Below are 15,477 nucleotides of genomic sequence, written 5' to 3'. Positions count from 1 at the left end.
GACGGCTCGTCGGACGGCGTCGGCGCGGGCAGGCGGTGGCCTGTAGCGTCGCCGAGGTGGAACGCTCCGAGATCTTCGACATCGCCCACCGGCGCCATCCGATCGGAGCGCCGGTGGCGCCCGAGCGGGTGCGCGAGCTGGTCGGCTGGCTGAGCCCGAGCGACGGCGCCCGCGCCGTCGACCTCGGGTGCGGCGAGGGCGAGTGGCTGGAGGAGCTGCTGCTCGCCTACCCCGGGACCACCGGCGTGGGGATCGACCACATGCTCCCGGCCTCTGCCGCCCGGCGTGCCGAGGAGCGGAAGCTGAGCGACCGGGTGCACTGGATCGAGACGGACGCCGCCACCTGGGACGACGGGGTCTTCGACGTGGTGCTGTGCATCGGTGCGAGCCACGCCTTCGGCAGGCTGGAGGACATGCTGGCCGCTGTCCGGCGGCGTCTGCGCCCCGGTGGCCGAGCGCTGGTCGGTGACAGCATCTGGGAGGGCTCCCCGTCGGCTTCTGCGCTGACAGCGCTCGAGGTCTCCGCCGACGCCTATCCCGACCTCGTCGGCTTCGTGCGAGCCGTCCGCGAGCACGGGTTCGAGCCGTCGTACGGGCACGTCAGCACGGTGGCCGAGTGGGACGACTACCACTTCAGCTGGACCGGGTCGCTCGTCGACTGGGCCGTGCGGGAGGCCCCGACGACCGAGGACCGCGACCAGGCACTTGCCGCCGCACGCGGGAATCGCGACGCCTGGCTGAGCGGCGCACGAGGCGAGCTGGGGTTCGCCACCTTCGTCCTGCACGACGTCAGCACGCGTGACTGACCGGCATGCACGTCGCTGTCGTGTGACGGCTGCGGCCCCACCGCCCTCCTGCCGGACTCCGCCACACGTCGCGCGGTGGCCCTGCCGTCGGCGTGGGCGCGGCCCGCTACGCTCGCGGGCGTGAGCGACTTCCCCTCCCCCGACACGTTCTTCGCCCTGCGCCCCGGCCGCGCCGCCGGCACGGGCGCAGCCGACGGCCCCGACTACACGCTGACGGTCCACGACCTGGGCGAGCTCGTGCTCCCCAGCGGGCGCCTGGAGGCGTCCGACCCGTTCACGCTGCTCGGCCACGGGCTCGTCGTGCCGGTCGAGCCGGGCCGGTACCCGGTGCGCGTCACCGTCGCCGACGTCTCCGACGAGCAGGACGGCTCCCACCTGCGCGAGGCGTACCTGAGCGTCGTGCTCGCCGAGGGCGAGGTCGCCGCCGTCGAGCCCGTGGTCCCCGAGGGCGCGGACGGCCCGCCCGAGGCGGGCGCCGCCTACGGCGTGCCGGTGGACGCCGGGACGGTCGCGTTCGCCGACGCCGACGCCGTCGCCCGGCTCATGCCGGAGGGCGACTGGTACGACGAGGTGTTCGACGACGGCACCGACACGAGCTGGTTCGCGCTCACGGACTCCCCCGACCACCTGCGCGAGGGGTCGGCGAACATCCTGCTGCCCGGCGCGCAGGACGGCGAGAACGTCGTGCTCGCGCACTCCGGCTGGGGCGACGGCTTCTACCCGCTCGTGCGGACCGTCGCCGCGGACGGCACGGTGCTCGGGCTGCACCTCGACCTGCTCGTCGCGCTGCCCGACGACGAGGACGACGACTAGCGGGCACCGCTCCCCATGGAGCGGCGGCGCGCGGGCGGCTAGCGTTCCGGGTCAGGTGACGACCCGCGACGAAGGAGGGGCCCGATGGCCTGGTGGGAAGACGAGAAGCCGTCCGCGAGCCGGCTCGCGGACCAGCTCGCGGACTCGAGCCGTCCGGCGCAGCCCGCCTCGCCGTACGCCGACGACCGCTCGGGCTCCTGGGCCGTCCTGCCCCTGTGGCTGCTCCTCGGCGCCGCGCTCACCGCCGGCGGGGTGGCCCTGCTGGTGTCGATGCGGTCCGCGACGGGCGTCTGCCTCGGGACGACGGTGCTCGCGCTGGGCCTGTTCTACCTCAGCCAGTACGGCGTCCTCGCGGGGTACGTGCTGCAGGTCGGTCGCCTGCGCCGCCGTCGCGTCGAGGCGGCGCTCGCGCACCAGCCGCCGCCGGCGCTGACCGACCACGACGTCCGTCAGTTCCACGTGCCGATCCGGCCCTCGTACGCCGGGTCGGCGTTCGTCGGGTTCCTCGACCCGGGCGACGCGCCGGCCCCCGCAGGGCTGCGCGCAGCGCGGGTCGTGGGCGGCGTGTGCACCGCCGTCTTCGTGCTGGGCGTCGTCGCGACGCTCGTCGTGGGTGCCGTCACCCGCGCCTGACCGACCGCCCGCGCGACTCGCCGACGGCGCACGGCCGTGCGCACCCCTCGCTCGCCGCGCGCCCGTGCGCCGACGCTCCTAGCCTGGAGAGCGTTCCGTACCTCCCAGGACGGCAGGGGCACCCCATGACCGGGCACGGCTCGCACCGGAGCAGCCTCTCCGGACGCTTCTCCCACGACCCCGACCTCGACTTCGAGATCCGCACGGTCCTCGGCGGAGCGTTCAGCGGCGCCGCCGACGCCGGCGAGGTGCTCGCGGCCGTGGCCGACGTCGGCACGGACCACCGTGCGTGGTTCCGCGCCTGGGACGCGCTCGGCGACCGCCTGGCCGCGACCGGCGAGTCGTGCGCGGCGCGCGGGCACCGCGTGAGCGCCGCCTCCGCGTACCTGCGTGCGGCGACCTACCTCGGCGTCGCGGTGAACGCGGTGTCCGGGCTCGAGGACGACGCGCCGCTGCTGCCGACGTTCCGCAAGCACCGTGCGGCGTGGGACCGCTGGGTCGACCTCGTGGACCTCGACGTCGAGCGCCTCCCGATCCCCTACGAGGGCACGACGCTCCCGGGGTACTTGTTCCGCGCCCCGGGCGTCGACCCCGGGGTGCGCGGGCCCGTCGTCGTCGCGGTGAACGGCTCGGACGGCTCGCTGCCGTCGCTGTGGTCGGCCGTCGTGTCCGGGGCGGTGCGCCGCGGGTACCACGCGCTCGTGTTCGACGGCCCGGGCCAGCAGTCGGTGCTCTTCGAGCACGGGGTCCCGTTCCGTCCCGACTTCGAGGCGGTCCTCACGCCCGTGCTCGACGCGGTCGTCGCGCGGGCCGACGTCGACCCCGGCCGCGTCGCGGTCTACGGGATCAGCCAGGGCGGCTACTGGGTCACGCGCGCGCTCGCGTTCGAGCACCGCCCGGCCGCGGCCGTCGTCGACCCAGGGGTGGTCGACGTGGCCACCTCGTGGGAGCGCGAGGTGCCGAAGAGCCTCCTCAAGCTCCTGGACAAGGGCGACGACCACGCGTTCGACCGCGACATGGCGCTCGGCCTGCGCCTGTCGAAGGGCGCCGCCCGCACGTGGCGCTTCCGCGCGCGCCCGTACGGCGAGCAGGGGTATGCCGCGACGCTGCGCGAGGTCCGCCGGTACGACGCCTCCGACGTCGCCGCTCAGGTCACGACGCCGCTGCTCGTCACGAGCCCGGAGGACGAGCAGTTCTGGCCCGGCCAGCCGGAGCGGCTGGCCGGGCTCGTCCCCGGGGCGACGCTCGTCACCTTCAGCGACGACGAGGGGGCGAGCGGGCACTGCGAGCCCCTCGGGCGGGCGCTCGTCGAGCAGCGCGTGCTCGACTGGCTCGACGAGCGCCTCGCCCGGTAGCGATCGCTCGTCAGACCCGGACGCCGAGGCCCTGCAGCTCGAGCACCAGGCCCTTGATGGCAGCGGCCGGGACCTGCCCGGACCCGCTCTCCACCACACCCGCGACCGACGCCGGCACCTCCGCGTCCGAGCAGATCACGAGCGGCGTGTCGGCGGAGGAGTCGGGGAGCCGCCCGTGCGAGCCCTTGACGTACGACGCGTCGAGCGGCACGGTGCTCATCGCGTACCGCAGGCCCACCTTCTTCTTCACGAGGTTGAGGCCGGCCTTCGCCTTCGCCAGCCGGTCCGCCGGGTCGAAGAACAGCTCGGCGGGGTCGTAGCCGGGCTTGCGGTGGATGTCGACGCCGCGCGCGTACTCGGGCGCGCGAGCGTCGTCGAGCCAGAAGTAGTACGTGAACCACGCGCCGGGCTCCGCGACGACGACGAGGTCGCCCGACCGCTCGTGGTCGAGCCCGTACCGCGCCTGCGCCTCGCGGTCGAGCACCTCGTCGACGCCGGGGACGCCGCGCAGCAGGTCCGTGACCCGCCGCCGGAGCGCCGGGTCCTGCTGGTCGCCGAGGTACACGTGCGCGACCTGGTGGTCCGCGACCGCGAACGCGCGCGACGTCCACGGGTCGAGCTGCTCCTTGCCGTCCTGCACGTAGACCTCGAGGAGGCCCTCCCGGCGCAGGATGCGGTTGAGGTGCACGGGCCGGTCGGCGTCCGCGATGCCGTACTCGGAGACGACGAGCACGGTGACGCCCTGGTTCGCGGCGTCGTCGAGCAGCGGCGCGAGCGTCGCGTCGAGCTCGGCCGCCGCGGCGTCGGCCTGCGGCGACGTGGGCCCGAACCGCTGCAGGTCGTAGTCGAGGTGCGGGACGTACGCCATCGTGAGGTCGGGCGCGTGCGTGCGCAGCACGTGCCGCGTCGCGTCGACGATCCACCGCGACGACGTGATGTCCGCCGTCGGGCCCCAGTAGGTGAACAGCGGGAACTCCCCGAACCGGCCGACGAGGTCGTCGTGGAGCGCCGCCGGGCGCACGTAGGCGTCCGGGGACTTGCGGCCGTCCGCGTGGTAGATCGGGCGCGGCGTGACGGTGACGTCCGTCGTCATGCCCATCGCGTACCACCAGCAGACGTTCGCCGACGAGTACTCGCCGTGCGCCCGGCGCGCGGCCTCCCAGAGCTTCTCCCCCTCGACGAGGCGGTTGTGCTGGCGCCACAGGTAGACGTCGCCGAGCTCGCGGAAGTACCAGCCGTTGCCCACGATCCCGTGCTCGGCAGGGCTGAGCCCCGTGAGCATCGTCGACTGGACGCTGCACGTCACGGCGGGCAGCACCGTCGCGAGCTCGGACTGCCAGCCGCTCGCGGCGAGCTGGCGCAGTCGCGGCATGTGGGCGAGCGCGGTCGAGGTGAGCCCGACGACGTCGAGCAGCAGCACGGGCTTCATGCGGTCCTCCTGGTCGTGCCCGGGTCGGCCGCGGCGTCGTCCGCGGTCGGCCCCGAGGGCGGTTCGGTGTGCGCCGTCCGTGCGGCAGCGACGTCGTGCGTCGCGGCGAGGTGGGTCGTCGCCCAGCGCAGCTCGGCCGCGATGCCTGCGACGAGCGAGTCGGTCGCGGCCCCCTCGGGCAGCACGGCCCACGTGTACGTCTCGACGTCGAGGTGGGCCTCGTCGCCGTGCGGCGCCGCGCGGACGGCGTCGACCGCCGCGCGCAGCACGTCCGTCGTCGCGGCGAGCGGCGCGGCGGGCTCGTGGTGCAGGGGCACGTGGAAGTGCACGCGCCACGGTCCCTCCGCGGGCAGCGCGCCGCCCAGGGCGTCGGGCAGGTCGTCGGCGGCGAGCACGTCGCCCGCCGCGGTGAGCTCGCGCACCTGGTGGATGTACCGCTGCTCGGCGAACGCACCGACGGCGGCGCGCGCCGCGTCGTCGGCCGGGTCCGCGACGTGCAGCGCGGCCGACGCCTGCACCTTGACGACCCGCAGGCCCGCGTCGGTGATGCGGCGCACCGTCGCGGCCGTCCCCGCGCGGCGGTCCGCGAAGGACACCGCGAGGTGGCACGTGTCGAGGCACACGCCCACGTGCTCGGGGTCGATGCGCCGGTCCGCCGGCACGTCCGGCCCGGTGCGCGCCGCGAGCCAGGCCACGACGTCGTCCACCGTGTCGAGCACGCAGCCCGGCTCGGGCTCGACCGCGACGCGCACGACCTTGCCCGTGCGCTCGCGCAGGTCGCGCAGGCCCTCCCCGAGCGCAGCGAACGCGCGCGTCGCGGCGTCGTCGTCGGCGTCCGTCCACGGCTCGCGCCACGCGAGGGGCAGCGTCGAGATCGACCCGGCGACGCCGTCGGGCAGGAGCTCGGCCAGCACCTCGGCGCACTCGAGCGTGTACGCGAGCCGCTCCGGGTCGGCCCACGTGGGCGTGTAGACGTCGAGCTTGACGACGTCGGCGTGGAAGCCGCCGTACGGGAACGCGTTGAGCGTGTGGACCTGGAGGCCGTGCTCGTCGAGCACGGCGCGCAGGCGCACGCGGTCGTCGGGCGAGCCCGCGAGGCGGTGCGCGAGCACGGCCGGCATCCACAGCCCGACGCCGAGCACGTCGAGCCCCGCGGCCTCGCGCACGGGCGCGGCGTAGCGCACGAGCTGGTCGAGCACCCCGTCGAGGTGCTCGGCCGGGTGGACGTTGGTGCAGTACGACAGCAGCATGGTCGAGCCTTCCCGCGCTACGCCCGCGCGCCGCGCAGCACGGAGGAGCCCTCGAACTCCACGCCCGGGGTGGGGAGGTCACCCTCGACGAACCCGGGGACCGGGTCCAGCACGAGGTTGCCCGACTGCCCGTAGAACTCGACCGGGTTGCGCCACAGCACCTGGTCGACGTCGTCCTCGGTGAAGCCCGCGGCGAGCATCGCCTGCCCCGTCTTGAGCGTCTTGAGCGGGTCGGAGCGTCCCCAGTCGGCGGCGGAGTTCACGATCATCCGCTCGGTGCCGTGCTCCTGGAGGATCGCGACCATGCGGTCCTCGTCCATCTTCGTGTCCGGGTAGATCGAGAACCCCGCCCACGCGCCCGCGTCGAGCACGAGCGCGACGTTGGTCTCGTTGAGGTGGTCCACGAGCACGTGCTCGGGCGCGATCCCCGACTCGCGCACGACGTCCAGCGTGCGCCGCGTCCCCGACAGCTTGTCGCGGTGCGGTGTGTGCACGAGCACGGGCAGCGCCGCGTCGCGGGCCATCTGGAGCTGGCGCGAGAAGACCTCGTCCTCCTCGGGCGTCATCGAGTCGTACCCGACCTCGCCGACGGCCACGACGCCGTCCTTGAGCAGGTAGCGCGGGATCTCGTCGAGCACCTCGCGGCACCGCGCGTCGTTCGCCTCCTTGGGGTTGAGGGCGATCGTCGCGTGGTGCCGGATGCCGAACTGCGCGGCCCGGAACCGCTCCCAGCCCAGGAGCGCGTCGAAGTAGTCGAGGAACGACCCCACGTTCGTGCGCGGCTGGCCCAGCCAGAACGCCGGCTCGACGAGCGCGCGCACGCCCGCGGCGTACAGGGCCTCGTAGTCGTCGGTCGTGCGGCTGGTCATGTGGATGTGGGGGTCGAAGATGCGCATCAGGCGGTCCTCCCGGTGGTGACGTCAGGGGCGAGGCGGGCGACGTCGTCGGGCACGACGCGGCCCGCGGCGCGGCGCTCGGCGGCGAAGTCGCGGGCCATGCGGGCGAGCTCGTCGTCCGCGCGGTCGTCGAGACCGGCGACGGCGTCGAGGCTCACGCCCATGAAGACGAGCTTGAGCACGGCGTGGCGCCACGCGTGCGGGTCGAGGTGCGCGGCCGCGAACGGCCCGACGGCCGCCGCGACGAGGCTCTGGTCGTTCGTGCGGAGCGCGTCCGCGGCGAGGTCCCGGCCCACCGCCACGACCGACGGCGCGGCGTCGTCCGCCAGCGCCCCCCGCTCCGTGAGGGCGTCGAGACCGCGCAGGACGCCCCGCCGCTCGGCGGTGTCGCCGTGCTGGTAGAGGTCCGCGAGCCGCGCCGCGAGGGCGGCCTCGCCGTCGGCACCGCCACGACCCGCCCCCTCGGCGAGCGCGACCACGAGGTCGGCGCGGGCGGCGTCGTCGACCGTCCCGTGCACGACCCCCGCGGGGTCGGTGTCCGGGCGGACGGGCACGCGGCCCACCTGGCGGCCCGCGAGCGCGAACGCGCGCGTCACGGCCGCGGGGTCCTGCGCGACGGCGGCGCGCGCCTCGGCGAGCCAGCGCTCGCCCGGGGCGGTCCCGTCCGCCGTGCGGGCGTCGGGACGGGTGGTCTCGGTCATGGCACCTCCTGGGGGTGGTGGGGGCGGTCGTCCCACGCGCGGTGCAGCGCTGTCATGCTGCGGTGCGCGAGGCCGGGGGCGTCGTACGAGTGGCGGGGCAGCTCGACCGCCGCGACGCCCGCGTACCCGACGTCGGCGAGCGTGCCGAGCACGAGCGGGAGGTCGATCTCGCCCTCGCCGAACGGGCGGTGCTCGTGGTGGGTGCGCGGCATGTCGTCGAGCTGCACGTTGGCGAGGTACGGCGCGGCCGCGCGCAGCGCGCCCACCACGCCGTCGGGCTCGACGACGAGGCAGTGCCCGACGTCGACCGTGACCCCGAGGTCCGCGAGGTCGCCGCCGTCGCCGCCCAGCTCGTCGCGCAGCCGCAGCGCGTCGCCCACCGTCTCCACGAGCATCCCGGGCTCGGGCTCGAGCGAGAGCCGCACGCCGCGTTCGCGCGCGTGCTCGACGAGCGCGGGCAGGCGCTCGCGCAGGAGCGTCCAGCCCTCGGCGGGGGTCACGTCGTCGGGCAGGACCCCCGAGAAGAAGGACACGCACTCCGCGTCCAGCACGGCGGCGATCTCGACCGCGCGGCGCAGGAACCGCAGCCGCGCGTCGGCCTCGACGTCCACGAGCGTGGGGCGGTGCTTGCGGAACGGGTCCAGCAGGAACCGCGTGCCCGTCTCGACGACGACGCGCATCCCCGCACCGTCGCGCGCCGCGGCGAGCCGTGCACGCAGCGCCGCGGCCTCGTCCTCCCAGCCGTCCGCGAAGGGGTCGAGGTGCGGGAAGCCGAGCGTGAGCGCGACGGCGCCGTACCCCTCGTCGGCGAGCACGTCGAGCGCGACGTCGAGCGGGTGGTCGGTGAAGCCGTTGGTGCCGTACCCGAGCGTGAAGGGCATCGCGCCCCCGGCGGTGCCGGGCGCGCTCACGTCTCGCTCATCTCGGTGCGGCCCGGGGCCCGCCCCGCGCGGCGCAGCAGCCGGCCCGCGACCTCGACGCCCGCGAGCACCCCCACCGACGCCAGGCTCCCCCCGCGCGCGGACCAGGCCGCCTGCAGCGGCAGCATCGCGCGGATCCCGGCCTTGGTCGCGGCGAACGCGTTCTGGGCGGACGGCGTGATCGCGGCGTCGACCTGCCGGGGCAGGCACGTCGCGAGGTAGGCGCCCGCGGCCGCGACCCCGGCGACCGCCGTCGCGACGCGCGTCCGGTGGCTAACGCCGCCCTCGGCCACCCGTGCGCGGCGCACCGCGCCGGCGCCGACGACCGCCCCGCCCACCGCGGTGGCGGCGGCCACGCCCGCGGCGAGGGACGACGTCGTGCCGTGCACCTCACCGCGCGACAGGTACGTGACGCCCGCGGTGTGCACGGCCATCCCCGCGGCGGCCGGCAGCGCGGCGCGCAGGTGCCCGGCGCCGGCCCCGAGCAGCACGTCGAGCCCGCGGCACGCGGCCATGACGAGCGGACCGGCCGCGCGCTCCTTGGCGACCGTGTCGTACGTCCACACGCTCGCGGCGAGCGGGACGGCGACGGCGAGCGCGCGCGCTCCCCCGCCCGCGGCGGCGAGACCGACGCCCGCGGCCGTGAGGCCGACGGCGACCTGGAGGGCGCGCCGCTCCGTCACGCGGCCCGACGGGATCGGCCGCTCGGGCCGCTCGACCGCGTCGAGGTGCCGGTCCGCGTAGTCGTTGAGCGCCATGCCCCCCGCGTACAGGCAGGCCGAGGCGAGGGGCAGGAGCGCGCGGCGCGGCGTGAGCGCGTGCCCGGCCGCCGCCGCGCCCGCGAGCGTGTCACCGACCACCGAGAGGACCGCGGGGGCGCGGACGAGGTCCAGGTGGTCGTGGAGGGAGCCCGTCACGACCGGTCGGCCGTGGCGGTCGCGTCGCCGCCCACCCGGGCGGTCGCCACGCGGACCCAGTCGGACAGCGCGACGGTCTGCGCGGCGAAGTCGTGCACGCCGCTGCCCCAGGGGTCCTTGAAGAAGAAGCCGAGCTCGGGGACGGGGCCCGCGTACCCGGCCGCGTCCGCGAGCGCGAGCAGGCGCGCCAGGTCGAGCACGAGCGGCGCAGCGAGCATCGAGTCGTAGGCGGACCACGTGGTCTGCAGCGTGAGCCGCGAGCCGAGGAAGCCCTCGACGTGGACGTGGTCCCACGCGACCTTGATGTCCCCGAGGTCGGGCACGTTGTCGATGTGCAGCGGCGTGACGTCGCTGCCCGTGAGGTCCTGGAGCCCGCGCGACTTGGACACGAGCTTGCTCTGCACCGCCTGCGGGTCGGCGAGCGTGGCGCCGTCCCCGCCGCCGAGCAGGTTGGCCCCCGCCCACGACAGGACGCGCAGCCCGCGGGCCCCGAACGCCGGGGCGAGGATCGTGCGCAGCCACGTCTGGCCGGTCTTGCCGTCCTGGCCCGCGACGGGCACGCCGCGCTCCTCGGCGAGCTCGAGCAGCACCGGGAGGTGCATGCTCGCCGACGGCGTGAACTCGGCGAACGGGGCGCCCGCGAGCAGCGCGGCGTACGCGGTGACCGAGCTCGGCGGCAGCACCGCGCGCTCCGGGTCCGCGAGCGCCGCGCGCAGCAGGTCGCGGTCGGAGAGCTCGGGCGCGGGCTCGGGCAGCGGCTCGGTCGACACGAGGTCGACGACGACGACGCGCGCGAGGCCGTGGCGCTCGCGGAAGTCCACGATGTCCGCCGCGAGGCGCTCCGCCGCGGCCTGCTGGGACTCGCGCGCGGCGCCCTCGGCGGGGTGGGCCGAGTAGCCGGGACGCACCTCGGCGTCGGCCCGCTCGAGCGCGGCGTGCGCGGCGGTGAGCAGGCGCGGCGCGATCATGCCGGCCTCGACGAGCAGCTCGGCGCGCTTGACCATCGACACGTCGGAGATGTCGTGGCCGCCCACGACGAGGTCGCCGAACGCGGGCAGCGGGGCGGAGGCGAAGGGCTCGCCCGCGGTGACGCACCCGGTCGGCTCCGCGCGCCCGTCGGCGATCACCGCGAGGCCGAGGGCGGCGGTGGTGGCGACCGAGCCGCGGGCGCCGACGAGCCACAGCCCGGTGCGCGCGTCCGGGGCGGGGCGGTCCGACGATCCGTCAGGGGCGAAGTGGTGCATCGTTGCTCCCGTTCCGACGGCGGACGCCGCGGCGCCGCCGATCACGACGACGATGGCCTCCCTGCCACCGTCGGACCGCACGCCCCGGGAGAGGGTCGCTCTGCTCGCTCTCCGACCCGGTGGCGCTCGGTCTGCTGCGACCCTAACCACACTTTTGTCGGTGGTCAATCAAAAGCGTGGCCACTTTCGCGACCTCGGATGCTTGCAACGTGCAAAAGCGCGCAGGCGAAGCCGACCTGACGGTCGGTATCACGATACCGACCGCCGGGTCGTGCTCCGTCAGCCGACGGAGGGCGTGAAGTCGAGCTGGTCGTCCACCACGGCCACGACCGACCAGACGTTCCCGTCCGCGTCGGACAGCTCGTACGCGGGCAGCAGGACGGCGGCGCCGTCCGGCTGGTACTGCACCGCCAGGCCGAGGCGTGCGTCCGTGATCGTCACGTCCGTGACGGGCCACGCGAACCGCGCCCTCTCCCGCACGGTGGGCGGGACCGTCGGGGCCTCGGGCTCGGACGCGGTCTCCGGCGGGAGGGACTGCACGTCCTCGCGGGCCCACGCGATCATCCCGCCCCCGCCGAACCGCGGGTCGCCGAGCCGCTCGACCGCCTCGGCCGGGCTGACGACGTCGTACGCGCCGATCGCGACGCGCGGCGCGAGGCTCCCGTAGAGCGACGCGAGCCCCGCACCCGAGTACGTCGCGCTCCACTGCGTCCCGGTGCGCTGCCCGTCGACCACCTCGGCCGCCGTCACCGTCGTCACGCGCGGGGCACCCTGGTCCACGGGCTGCTCCTCCGCGGCGATCTCGTAGCCGTCGGCGTCGAGGCCGAGGGACCCCAGGACCTCGCGCAGCCGGTCGCCGGCCTCGGCGCCGCTCGGCGGGGCGCCGTGGTCGGCCTCCTCGCACGTGCCCGGCTCGGCCGACGGGCCGGCCCCGTCACCCTCCTCGGCGGGCATCGGCGTCACGACGACGCAGCCCCACGGGTCCTTGGCCGGGTCGTTGAAGCTCACGCTCGCGAGGCCGTCCGGCTGGAGCGAGACCGTGGGTCCCGTCCAGTCGGCCGAGCCGACCGCGTACGACCCGTACTCCTCGCGCACCTCGCCCGGGACCCCGAGGGCGCCGGCGACGCGGCGCGCCGTCTCCTGCGAGAACACGCCCGCCGCGTCGTAGGCCCACGCGTCCGCGCGCGCGCCGTCCGACGACAGCCCCTCGGCGTGGAAGACGGTGCGCCCGCCCCAGCCCCCGGGATAGGCCATGTCCGCCGTCGCGCGGGAGCTCGCGGCGAAACCCTCCTCGGTGGCGGCACCCCCCGCGAACGCGTCCGCCCCCGCCGGCGCGTCGGCCGACGCGGGCGCGTCCGCGCTGCTGAGCCGGATCGGCGCGAGCGCCGTGCTCTCTGCGGCGGAGTCGCCCGCCGTGGTCCCCCACCCGCCGGCGCCGAGCGCGTAGCCGCCCGTCCCGATGACGAGCGCGCCCACCACCGCCGCCGCCACCTGGAGCGGCGCCCGACGGCGCAGCCGGCGCGCGCGGCGCTCGGCGAGCTCGTCGACGAGCGCGGCCGTCGGGCCGTCCGCCCCGGCGAGGCCGGCCGCGGCCGGGAGCTCCGCGGGAGCGGCGCCCGGGCCGGTCGTCGCGGGGCGGGCGAACGCCTCGGGGACGCGGTCGCGCACCGCGGCCTCCAGGGCCGTGGCGTCCGGGGTCGCGTCCGCGGCCGGGTCCGCCGCGCGCAGGCGCTCCAGGTCCGCGTCGTCGGGCTGCTCGGGGGTTCGGGTGGTCATGTCGCCCTCCAGGTACCGCAGGGGCCGTACCGCGCAGGTGCGGCCGGTCGGGTCTACCCGTGATGTGTGCTCAGGCGCCGGTCTCTTGCGCGAGCGCCGACTGCTCCGCCCACGCCGTGCGCAGGCGCGCGCGGGCCCGGGACAGCGCGGCGTCCGCGCCCCCGCGCGACGTGCCGAGGACGGCAGCCAGGTCCGCCCCGCCGAGCCCCTCCCACGCGTGCAGGAGCAGGATGCGCCGGTCGCGGTCGGACAGCGCGGAGAGCGCGCGGCGCACCTCGTCGTCCTGCACGACGACGTGCTCGACGTCGGCGCCGTCGTCCGGGCGCTCGGGCACCTCGGCCACGGGCAGGGCCCGCGCCTTGCGGCGGTGGTTGGCGAGGAGGAACCCCGCCGTGCGGTACAGCCAGGGCAGCTCGGCGCCGTCGGGCACGTCGTCGCGACGCCGCCACGCGGTCGCGAGGACCTCGGCCGTCAGGTCGTCGGCGTCGGGGGCGACGCCCCCGACGGCGCTCGGCAGACGCCGGCGGAAGTAGCGGTACAGCGGTGTCGCGTGCGCGGCGAAGAGCGCGGCGAACCAGGCCTCGTCGTGGACGGCGGCCTCGGTGGTCTCGTCACTGCCCTCGTCGGTCGTCACGGCGGCTCCTCGTCGGCGGGGCGGGCTGTCAACCGCTCTGTGTCCCGGGGCCCGCGTTCCTTGCACGCCCCGCGGTTCACCCGAACCTCACCCGCGACGGCCCCGATCCTGCCATCCCCGGCCCCTACGCTGAGAGGCATGACGACGACGGAGCGGGACGCCCCGCCGCGCCACCCCCGCCGTCGGCGGAGCCGGGCGGCCTGGCTGGGCTGGGTTCTCCTCCTGCTCGCGGTCGCGCTCGTCGTGTGCGCCGGGCTCCTCGCCCGGGACGCGCTCGCCGCGCGCGACGCCCTGACGCGCGCGCTGGACGAGGTCCCCGCCGCCGAGGAGGCGCTCCGGGACGGCGACGTCGCGGCCGCCGACGCCGCGCTCGAGCGGGTCCAGCCCCTCACCGCGTCCGCACGGGCCCACACCGACGGCCCCTTGTGGTCGCTCGCCGCCCGCATGCCGGTCTACGGGCAGGACCTGCGGGCCTTCTCCGTCGCCGCCGCGACGGCCGACGACCTCGCGGCCGTCGTGCTGCCGTCCCTCACCCAGACCCTCGGCAGCGTCGAGGGCGACGGGCTCGCGCTCACGGGCGACGGCATCGACCTCGCACCGCTCGTCGCGGCCGCGCCGACGGTCGCGCGCGCCGCCGACGCGTTCGACGCGATCGACGCGCGCCTCGCGACCGTCGACCGCGACGCGCTGCACGCGGAGGTCGCCGACCCGTACGCCGCGCTCGTCGCGCGCACCGACGACCTGCGCCCGGTGGTCCGCACCGCCGACCGGCTCACGGCGCTCGCGCCCGCGATGCTCGGCGCCCACGGCCCCCGCCGCTACCTCGTCCTCGCGCTGAACAACGCCGAGCTGCGCGCCGGCGGCGGGATCCCCGGCGCGCTCGCGGTGATCTCGGCGGACCAGGGCAGGGTGACGCTGGAGCGGCAGGCCTCGACGGTCGGCTTCCCGTCCTTCGACGAGCCGGTGCTGCCCCTCGACCCCGGGGTCGAGGAGCTCTTCACGGACCGCGTGGGCCGCTACCTCCAGGACACCCCGCTGACGCCGGACTTCCCCACGACCGCCGCGCTCGCGTCGACGATGTGGGAGCGCGCGCAGGGCGAGCAGGTCGACGGCGTGGTCGCGACCGACCCCGTCGCGCTCTCCTACCTGCTCGAGGCCACGGGCCCGGTGACCGTCGACGTCGACGGCGGCGCGGTCGACCTCGACGCGGGCAACGTCGTGCAGACCCTCCTCTCCGACGCGTACGCCGAGCTCGAGCCCGGCGAGCAGACGGACACGTTCTTCGCGGCGGTCGCGGCCCAGGTCCTGGAGGAGTTCCTCGCGGGCGGGGCCGACCCGGCCGTCGCGCGGGACGCGCTCGTGCGCGGCGCGGACGAGCACCGCGTGCTGCTGTGGTCGGCGCGCGAGGCGGAGCAGGAGCGTCTCGCCGGCACGGTCGTGGCGGGCGACATCGACACCGCCGACCAGGCCGCGGGCTCGGTCGGCGTGTTCCTCAACGACGGCACCGGCGGCAAGATGGGCGTCTACCTCGGCAGCGACGTGCGCCTCGCGGGCAGCACGTGCACGGCCGCGGGCCGCGTGGACACGTTCGAGGTCGACCTCGCGTCGTCCGCCCCGGCCGACGCCGCGACGAGCCTGCCCTGGTACGTCACGGGCGGCGGGACGGCGGGCGTCGAGCCGGGCGTCACGCGCACGTTCGTCGTGCTCTACCCGCCGCGCGACGGGCAGGTGTCGGGCCTGCGCCGCGACGACGCCCCGCTCCCGGCGCAGCCCGGCGACGTCGCGGGCCGCGGCGCGCTCTCCGCGATGGTCGACCTCGCGCCCGGCCAGTCGACGACCCTGTCGTTCACGACGACGACGCCGCGGGACGCGGGGACGGCCGCCGCGACCTCGCTCGACGTGTGGAGCACGCCCACGACCACCCAGCCGGGCCTGCGCACGGTCGACGTCGCGCCCTGCGGCTGAGCCGCGGCGGGTCGCGTCACGGCGCGGTCACGATTCCGCGCACCGCCCTTTTTTCACCCTGGACAAGCGTCCAACTCGGGCGCCCGCCTCGCTAGCCTGGCAGGACGGAAACACCTCGCGCGCGTGTGGCACCTGCAC

At 76.3% G+C, this 15,477-nt stretch carries 14 protein-coding genes; 5 read left to right on the top strand and 9 right to left on the bottom strand.

Going from position 1 to position 15,477, the window contains the following annotated elements:
• Positions 1-56: 56 nt before the first annotated feature.
• The 4 genes from MT994_RS18035 to MT994_RS18020 all read left to right on the top strand — a co-directional run bounded on the left by MT994_RS18035 (position 57) and on the right by MT994_RS18020 (position 3,607).
• Positions 57-806 (top strand): class I SAM-dependent methyltransferase, encoded by a 750-nt coding sequence (locus MT994_RS18035; RefSeq protein WP_354807356.1) that lies wholly within the window; start codon positions 57-59, stop codon positions 804-806.
• 120 nt (positions 807-926) lie between these two features.
• Entirely contained in the window at positions 927-1,619 is a 693-nt protein-coding gene (locus MT994_RS18030; protein WP_354807354.1) for a DUF4241 domain-containing protein, read from the top strand.
• Positions 1,620-1,703: 84 nt separating this feature from the next.
• Entirely contained in the window at positions 1,704-2,252 is a 549-nt protein-coding gene (locus MT994_RS18025) for a hypothetical protein (RefSeq protein ID WP_043658818.1), read from the top strand.
• A gap of 125 nt (positions 2,253-2,377) precedes the next feature.
• Entirely contained in the window at positions 2,378-3,607 is a 1,230-nt protein-coding gene (locus MT994_RS18020; RefSeq protein ID WP_076404544.1) for a dipeptidyl aminopeptidase, read from the top strand.
• 10 nt (positions 3,608-3,617) lie between these two features.
• On the opposite strand, the gene MT994_RS18015 is transcribed toward MT994_RS18020, so the two are convergent.
• From MT994_RS18015 to MT994_RS17975, 9 genes are all read right to left on the bottom strand, one after another.
• A complete protein-coding gene (locus MT994_RS18015; protein WP_085387332.1) occupies positions 3,618-5,036 on the bottom strand; it encodes a nucleotide pyrophosphatase/phosphodiesterase family protein in 1,419 nt (472 codons plus the stop codon).
• Complete coding sequence (eboE, locus tag MT994_RS18010) at positions 5,033-6,286, bottom strand: metabolite traffic protein EboE (RefSeq protein WP_354807352.1); 1,254 nt, start codon at positions 6,284-6,286, stop codon at positions 5,033-5,035. The genes MT994_RS18015 and eboE overlap by 4 nt, the downstream gene beginning before the upstream one ends.
• Positions 6,287-6,303: 17 nt before the next feature.
• The gene (locus MT994_RS18005) at positions 6,304-7,182 is read right to left on the bottom strand and encodes a TatD family hydrolase (RefSeq protein WP_061267969.1); all 879 of its coding nucleotides are present in this window, start codon (positions 7,180-7,182) and stop codon (positions 6,304-6,306) included.
• Entirely contained in the window at positions 7,182-7,883 is a 702-nt protein-coding gene (locus tag MT994_RS18000; RefSeq protein ID WP_216608000.1) for an EboA domain-containing protein, read from the bottom strand. The genes MT994_RS18005 and MT994_RS18000 overlap by 1 nt, the downstream gene beginning before the upstream one ends.
• Positions 7,880-8,794, bottom strand: a complete 915-nt coding sequence (locus MT994_RS17995) for a sugar phosphate isomerase/epimerase family protein (RefSeq protein WP_354807350.1) — start codon at positions 8,792-8,794, stop codon at positions 7,880-7,882. The genes MT994_RS18000 and MT994_RS17995 overlap by 4 nt, the downstream gene beginning before the upstream one ends.
• Positions 8,791-9,720, bottom strand: a complete 930-nt coding sequence (locus tag MT994_RS17990) for an SCO3242 family prenyltransferase (protein WP_354807349.1) — start codon at positions 9,718-9,720, stop codon at positions 8,791-8,793. Before MT994_RS17990 ends, MT994_RS17995 begins: the two co-directional genes overlap by 4 nt.
• Complete coding sequence (locus tag MT994_RS17985; protein ID WP_354807347.1) at positions 9,717-10,964, bottom strand: inositol-3-phosphate synthase; 1,248 nt, start codon at positions 10,962-10,964, stop codon at positions 9,717-9,719. Before MT994_RS17985 ends, MT994_RS17990 begins: the two co-directional genes overlap by 4 nt.
• A 279-nt stretch (positions 10,965-11,243) precedes the next feature.
• On the bottom strand, positions 11,244-12,740 hold the full coding sequence (locus tag MT994_RS17980) for a hypothetical protein (protein WP_354807346.1): 1,497 nt from the start codon (positions 12,738-12,740) through the stop codon (positions 11,244-11,246).
• 70 nt (positions 12,741-12,810) lie between these two features.
• Positions 12,811-13,374 carry a sigma-70 family RNA polymerase sigma factor gene (locus MT994_RS17975; RefSeq protein WP_051028536.1) on the bottom strand — a complete coding sequence of 188 codons (564 nt, stop codon included), beginning with the start codon at positions 13,372-13,374 and terminating at the stop codon, positions 12,811-12,813.
• 138 nt (positions 13,375-13,512) lie between these two features.
• On the opposite strand from MT994_RS17975, the gene MT994_RS17970 reads away from it, so the two are divergent.
• The gene (locus MT994_RS17970; protein ID WP_354807344.1) at positions 13,513-15,339 is read left to right on the top strand and encodes a DUF4012 domain-containing protein; all 1,827 of its coding nucleotides are present in this window, start codon (positions 13,513-13,515) and stop codon (positions 15,337-15,339) included.
• Positions 15,340-15,477 lie beyond the last annotated feature (138 nt).

Origin of the sequence: Cellulosimicrobium sp. MI9406, from assembly GCF_040595865.1 — a bacterium.
Lineage (GTDB): Bacteria > Actinomycetota > Actinomycetes > Actinomycetales > Cellulomonadaceae > Cellulosimicrobium > Cellulosimicrobium funkei.
Note: the sequence above shows the minus strand (reverse complement) of the source record. Positions and strands in the feature narration are given on the sequence as shown.

What these genes read in the sequence shown, in the direction of transcription:
- MT994_RS18025 (WP_043658818.1), top strand. Translation starts at nt 1,704, where the DNA reads ATGGCCTGGTGGGAAGACGAGAAGCCGTCCGCGAGCCGGCTCGCGGAC.
- MT994_RS18020 (WP_076404544.1), top strand. Translation starts at nt 2,378, where the DNA reads ATGACCGGGCACGGCTCGCACCGGAGCAGCCTCTCCGGACGCTTCTCC.
- MT994_RS18015 (WP_085387332.1), bottom strand. Translation starts at nt 5,036, where the DNA reads ATGAAGCCCGTGCTGCTGCTCGACGTCGTCGGGCTCACCTCGACCGCG.
- eboE (WP_354807352.1), bottom strand. Translation starts at nt 6,286, where the DNA reads ATGCTGCTGTCGTACTGCACCAACGTCCACCCGGCCGAGCACCTCGAC.
- MT994_RS18005 (WP_061267969.1), bottom strand. Translation starts at nt 7,182, where the DNA reads ATGCGCATCTTCGACCCCCACATCCACATGACCAGCCGCACGACCGAC.
- MT994_RS18000 (WP_216608000.1), bottom strand. Translation starts at nt 7,883, where the DNA reads ATGACCGAGACCACCCGTCCCGACGCCCGCACGGCGGACGGGACCGCC.
- MT994_RS17985 (WP_354807347.1), bottom strand. Translation starts at nt 10,964, where the DNA reads ATGCACCACTTCGCCCCTGACGGATCGTCGGACCGCCCCGCCCCGGAC.
- MT994_RS17980 (WP_354807346.1), bottom strand. Translation starts at nt 12,740, where the DNA reads ATGACCACCCGAACCCCCGAGCAGCCCGACGACGCGGACCTGGAGCGC.
- MT994_RS17970 (WP_354807344.1), top strand. Translation starts at nt 13,513, where the DNA reads ATGACGACGACGGAGCGGGACGCCCCGCCGCGCCACCCCCGCCGTCGG.